At 68.6% G+C, this 1,605-nt stretch carries 1 protein-coding gene; it reads left to right on the top strand.

Annotated elements, in window-relative coordinates; all coding sequences use genetic code 11:
* A partial coding sequence (locus ABZO33_RS26795; protein ID WP_414538500.1) for an AMP-binding protein occupies nt 1–1,605 on the top strand: 1,605 nt, incomplete at both ends.

Consider the following 1,605-nt stretch of genomic DNA (forward strand, 5'->3'; position numbering starts at 1 on the left):
GGCAGTGCTGCAGTTCCACCATATCGTGCTCGACCATATCGCCATGCAGGCGGTGCAGGCCGAGCTGCGCGGCTACTTGCTGGGCCTGACCGAGCCGTTGCCGGCCTCGGTGCCGTACCGCAACTACGTGGCACAGGCGCGCCTGGGTGCCAGCGAGGCCGAGCACGAAGCGTTCTTCCGTGCCCGCCTGGGCGATATCGACGAGCCGAGCCTGCCGTTCGGCCTGCGCGAGGTGCAGGGCGGAGGCCTGCCTCTCGATGAGGCCGAGGTGGCGTTCGACGGGCTGCGCTATGGCCGCCTGCGTGACCAGGCCCGCCAACTGGGGGTGAGCACCGCGAGCCTGGTGCACCTGGCCTGGGCGCGCCTGCTGACGGCTGCCTGCGGCAAGGATCGCGTGGTGTTCGGTACTGTGCTGCTGGGCCGCCTGCAGGGCGGCGAGGGCAGCGAGCGGGCACTGGGCATGTTCATCAATACCCTGCCGCTGCGGATCGACCTGGACGGGCTGGGCGTGCGCGAGGGTGTGCTGGCGACCCACCGCGAGCTCTCGGCGCTGCTGGTCCACGAGCACGCCTCGCTGGCCCTGGCCCAGCGCTGCAGCCAGGTGGCCGCACCGCTGCCGCTGTTCAGCGCCATGCTCAACTACCGGCAGAGCACCCGTATCGCGCCGCAGTCCCAGGCCTGGGAGGGCATCGAGATCCTGGGCAACGAAGGGCGCAGCAACTACCCGTTGAACCTGAACGTCGATGATTTCGGCGATGGCCTGCGCCTGGGCGTGCAGGTGTCGGCCCAGGTGGGCGCGCAGCGGATCTGCGCGCAGATGCTGCAGGTGCTGGACGGCCTGCTGCTGGCACTCGAACAGTATCCGCAGCAGCCGCTGAAGCGCTTGCCGGTGCTCTCGGTCGAGGAACGCGACCAACTGGTACACGATTTCAACCGTACGGCGCAGCCCCACGACCTGACCCTGACGCTCCAGGAGCTGTTTGAGGCTCAAGTCCTGCGTGCGCCTGAATCTGTTGCGCTCAGCGCCGAGCAAGGTGAACTCAGCTATGGGCAGCTCAACGCCGAGGCCAACCGCCTGGCCCATCACTTGATCGCGCTGGGCGTGCAGCCCGACGACCGGGTGGCGATCTGCGTCGAGCGCGGCCATTCGCTGGTGGTCGGCCTGCTGGCCATCCTCAAGGCTGGTGGCGCCTATGTGCCACTGGACCCGGACTACCCGGCTGAACGGCTGCGCCACATGCTGGTCGATAGCCAGCCACGGGCGGTCCTGGTACAGGCTGCCACCCGGGCACTGATGGGGGATCTAGCCCTGACGCAGGTCGACCTCGATCAGCCGACTTGGGGCGACCTGCCGGACAGCAATCCGCAGGTGCCTGGCCTGACCTCGCAGCACCTGGCCTATGTGATCTACACCTCCGGTTCCACCGGCCTGCCCAAGGGGGTGATGGTCGAGCACCGCAACGTGGTCAACCTGGTGCACTGGAGCGCCGGGCTGTTCCCGAGCGAGGGCGCGGTGCTGCACAAGACCCCGGTGAGCTTCGACGCCTCGGTGTGGGAGCTGTTCTGGCCGCTGTGCAGCGGGCTGCGCCTGGTGCTGGCCAAGCC

This window comes from Pseudomonas sp. CAM1A, assembly GCF_047501685.1.
Taxonomy (GTDB): Bacteria; Pseudomonadota; Gammaproteobacteria; order Pseudomonadales; family Pseudomonadaceae; genus Aquipseudomonas.